General features: G+C 50.9%; 5 protein-coding genes. 4 read left to right on the top strand and 1 reads right to left on the bottom strand.

The genetic code is table 11. From position 1 onward, the window contains the following. Both MUB24_RS22760 and MUB24_RS22755 read left to right on the top strand, forming a co-directional pair. Positions 1–690: SDR family NAD(P)-dependent oxidoreductase (locus MUB24_RS22760; protein ID WP_244707992.1), on the top strand; the 690-nt coding region annotated here is incomplete at its 5' end. A 204-nt stretch (positions 691–894) separates the two neighbouring features. Then, positions 895–1,089: an SDR family NAD(P)-dependent oxidoreductase gene (locus MUB24_RS22755; RefSeq protein ID WP_244707990.1), complete on the top strand. Its 195-nt coding sequence runs from the start codon at positions 895–897 to the stop codon at positions 1,087–1,089. A 491-nt stretch (positions 1,090–1,580) separates the two neighbouring features. Here MUB24_RS22755 and MUB24_RS22750 read toward each other — a convergent pair whose 3' ends face one another. Next, positions 1,581–2,435 carry a patatin-like phospholipase family protein gene (locus tag MUB24_RS22750; protein ID WP_244707988.1) on the bottom strand — a complete coding sequence of 285 codons (855 nt, stop codon included), beginning with the start codon at positions 2,433–2,435 and terminating at the stop codon, positions 1,581–1,583. 118 nt (positions 2,436–2,553) lie between these two features. On the opposite strand from MUB24_RS22750, the gene MUB24_RS22745 reads away from it, so the two are divergent. Both MUB24_RS22745 and MUB24_RS22740 read left to right on the top strand, forming a co-directional pair. Then, entirely contained in the window at positions 2,554–2,925 is a 372-nt protein-coding gene (locus MUB24_RS22745; RefSeq protein ID WP_244707986.1) for a MerR family transcriptional regulator, read from the top strand. A 331-nt stretch (positions 2,926–3,256) separates the two neighbouring features. Then, positions 3,257–3,781, top strand: a complete 525-nt coding sequence (locus MUB24_RS22740; protein WP_244707984.1) for a hypothetical protein — start codon at positions 3,257–3,259, stop codon at positions 3,779–3,781. The last annotated feature ends 158 nt before the right edge of the window (positions 3,782–3,939 follow it).

The raw sequence follows: 3,939 nt of genomic DNA, 5'->3' as shown, positions 1-3,939 counted from the left end.
TTAACCCTTGCAAGCCACGGTGTTGATTCAATCTTCACATACCGTTCTAATCAAGAAGAAGCGGAAAAAGTCGTCTCCCAGATCCGGGAAACCGGGCGTAAAGCCATTGCTTTACAATTCGATGCCGGCGATGTCCGTACATTCGACTCCTTTGTACAAAGCGTACATGGTGGGCTTAACGATATGGGAGCTAAGAAATTTGACTACCTCGTGAACAACGCGGGTGTCTCACACCACAACTCTTTCGAGAAGACGACCGAGGAAGAGCTGGATCGTTTGTACGAAGTGCACTTCAAGGGAGTCTTCTTTCTGACACAGAAACTGTTGCCGCTGATCAATGATGGCGGCCGCATTGTGAACATCTCCACAGGTCTTACACGCTTTGCGGTACCGGAAAGCGGCGCTTACGCATCTGTGAAAGGTGCCGTTGAGGTTCTCACCAAGTACATGGCAAAAGAGCTGGGACCACGCGGGATCACAGCCAACGTAGTCGCTCCGGGTGCTATCGCGACAGATTTTAGCGGGCTCCGCACCAATCCCGAATTAAAGAAGCTTATCGGGGGCATGACGGCACTCGGTCGTGTCGGCGAACCCAAGGACGTTGGAGAGGCCATCGCTTCGTTGCTGTCCGACGAAAATCGTTGGGTCAATGCCCAGCGCATCGAGGTTTCGGGAGGCATGTCCCTGTAATTTCAAGGGGGTATGCGGAGTCCTCGAACTCATCGTCGAGGCGGACTACTGAAACGTGCAATGATATTCTGCTTAGGGGCCCTTGTCGGCCTCTGTTTGTGATATACAGCCCTGTTCGGTGTATCCCGATTTCGCTCATCAAGTCCGAAGAGGATAGGGGTTGCGCTTACATTGGCATCAACTGTGCAAAAGGAGACGCATCTCATGACTAACTTAAGAAACAAAGTGGCATTGATAACAGGATCGGGGCGTGGAATCGGAAAAGCAATTGCAGAAAGGTATGCGTCTTTAGTGGCTGATATTGTCGTTAATTATACGAACGATAAAGCTGCCGCAGAGGCTACCGTTTCCGATTTGCAGGCACATGGGGTGAAGGCGAAACGAATGGTAGAAGAGTAAGGGGGGGAGAAAAATCGAACGATCCATTTGCCGCCAGTCCTTATACGTTCGGGTTTGAAACTAGATTACCTCCTCCAGCGCCCCCCGATCCTGCCTCGCCGGTCCGGATCTTGATGGAAAAAAACCGAGCGAAGGCCAAAGCGCCGCGAATCCCATTAATGGGCTGCGCGGCGCTTTTTGGTTTATGCGGCTAGATGTTATATTGTTGCTCCAAAGCAACTGATTTTTCATTTAATCTGAACTTTTAACTCAATATCTAATATGTCGAAGTCCAGTACGAATCGGTTCATGATATAGATGGGAACGAAGATAAATCTGTTCCGTTTTATGCGTTGTGACTTTAATCGATTCTTTGCCAAAGTTTGAAGCATAAAATTGCCGTGCGACCAACTGATTTTCACGGCAATTTTAATTTGTTCAGAACTTTTTTGAAGCATCGTCGCCGCCATCCTTGCGTCCTTTTGTTCGTTAGGACAGAATGAAGCGGCTTCTCACCACATAGTCAGAACGGCTTCGGCGATAGAGCGTCCCTGCTCCCGCCCGGCGATCGCCGTTACGCTGCGGCGGGCCGGGTCGTACGGATTCGGGCCGATCGCCACAGCGCTGCTTTCATCGGGTGTTATGAGATAAACGTCCGCGCTTGTACGCATGCTTGCCGCATCCTCAGCCGCTCCCGGAATGGAGCCATAACCATTTGGCATCGGGGAGAGAATCACGATCCGTTCGTAGCCTTCAGCCAGCCGTGAATTGGTCGTGGACACCATTCCTCCGTCGGTCCAGAAGCGGTCACCGATCGATACAAGTGGCCAAATTCCAGGAACGGCTCCGCTGGCCGACACGGCATCGAGCAAAGATACTCCCGATTGATGATCGAAAGTATGAAGTTGCCCGGTTTCGGCATCGATGGCGGTCACCTGAAGATGCGCCGGCCATTTTCTGGTCACAAGGCGACTCTCGACCACGGTGCGCCGCTGTTCAGGCGATACGGGGGAGGGATTATTTTTGGCGATAAGGCCGAATTCTGCTCCGACTTTTCGCGGATCGCTTCCCCCCGTGACAAATGCCTTATACCATGCTTGCATCAATTCTTTTGACGCGGCGACCGGTATCTCGGCCGAGTTCGTCTCCGACTGGGCGGCAAATAGCTTATTCATGTCGTATCCACTGGCCAAGGCTACTCCGACAAAGGCACCGGCGGACGTTCCGATGATCACGTCAGCTCGATGGAGGTCTACTCCGGATTCGAGCAGTCCCGCTAAGACGCCAACCTCCCATGCGATGCCCGTCACGCCACCGCCCCCCAAAACTACTGCCCGGGTCGGTGAATTCCTTTTCTGAGCGTTCATTCACAGTTCCTCCTTCTGATCTACAATTGTGCCAATTGGTTTGACAAGGCTCTATTAGACTTTTATAGTATAAACTATAAAGTACACTTGAAAGTCAAGCCTTATGCGGGAGGAAAGCATGAAAATTCATGTGCTGGCACAGAAGACCGGGTTAAATCCGCCGACCATTCGTTATTACGAGAAGGAAGGATTGCTGGATAGACGCCACGTTGAACGCAGGGACAATAATTATCGCGACTATACCGAGGAAGCGGTCGAACACCTTTTATTGATCAAAAGGGTTCAGGCTGCGGGTTTTACGATAAGGGAAATCAAAGTTATTTTGAAGGAAGAAGAGGAGAACAAACTTGAGCTCTCCCGGGCCATTGAATTTTTGCGGAAGAAGATGAAGGAAATGGACCGTAGGAAAAGAGAACTGGAACAATCGCAGTCTCTTCTCGCCCGGATGTTAGACAACAAATTGGCACTGCTGGAGAAGACTGAACAGTGAAAAGTTCTCGTCAACAAATCGTCACATAGTAAAATAACCCAATCAGGCGAATCGGTGATATCCTAAGGTTCCTACACCAGAAAGGAGATCAGATCGCTAGAAAGGGTTACTTTGCTAGTTTACCCGATTTCGTCCCGATCGACCTGTTCGCAAATCCGGCCGGGGACGTCCGCCCAAGAAGGGCAAGACGCTCAAGCTTGCCGAGCTGTTTCACACGCGGGCAGCCGAGTTTCAACCGGTCAAGGTGATGATCTATGGCAAGGAAGAAACGGTTTCCTGCCTATGCCTGGACTTGCTCTGGGGACAGGCCCTGTACCAGGAGCTTCGCTTTGTGCTGGTCAAACAAGGCGACCGCCATTCCATTCTGGTCAGTACCGATCTGTCGCTGGAGGCGACGGAGATTATTACTCTATACGGGTATCGGTTCAAGATCGAATGCACCTTTCGCGAAATGAAGCAAGTGATCGGGGCATTCGGCTATCGGTTCTGGAGTCGCTCCATGCCAAAGCTGAAGCGATACTTACGCAAAGGCGAGCCGCATCCACTGGAGCAGGTGAAGCAAGAAACGGATCGCTTGCGAATTCGGCAAACCCTGCAAGCGATCGAGGGCTTCGTCATGTGCAGTGTCATCGCGACTGGTCTCATTGCCCTGAGGTTTTCCGGGCGGAAGCCGGCCTTCTTTCTTCGCTATCTACGTACACCTTCAAAGGCCGTTGTCTCGGAAGCGACAGTGACGATTCATTTGCGTCAATCGATTATTCGGCTGTTTGCCCAAAACAAGCACCTTTCGGTAACCCAAATTATTCGATCCAATCAAGTTTTGCCCTCTGCTACCGCAGATTCATGGGCTTCTTAAGGCTGGAAAACTTTTCACTGTCCAGCCCGTTTGTTCAATTAAGAAAAACCGGGCAAACCCCGCCCGGTCCTTTTCTATCCACCCAGACTAGAGGAAATCCGATAATTTATATTCCTGTCCATGTAGGCCTTTATAATACTCTGGATACATTTCTCCAC

Origin of the sequence: Lederbergia sp. NSJ-179 (genome assembly GCF_022867885.1) — a bacterium.
Lineage (GTDB): Bacteria > Bacillota > Bacilli > Bacillales > Bacillaceae_C > Lederbergia.
Note: the sequence above shows the minus strand (reverse complement) of the source record. Positions and strands in the feature narration are given on the sequence as shown.

Excerpts from the sequence above, each read along its gene's own strand:
- MUB24_RS22750 (WP_244707988.1), bottom strand. The coding sequence starts at position 2,435 with ATGAACGCTCAGAAAAGGAATTCACCGACCCGGGCAGTAGTTTTGGGG.
- MUB24_RS22745 (WP_244707986.1), top strand. The coding sequence starts at position 2,554 with ATGAAAATTCATGTGCTGGCACAGAAGACCGGGTTAAATCCGCCGACC.
- MUB24_RS22755 (WP_244707990.1), top strand. The coding sequence starts at position 895 with ATGACTAACTTAAGAAACAAAGTGGCATTGATAACAGGATCGGGGCGT.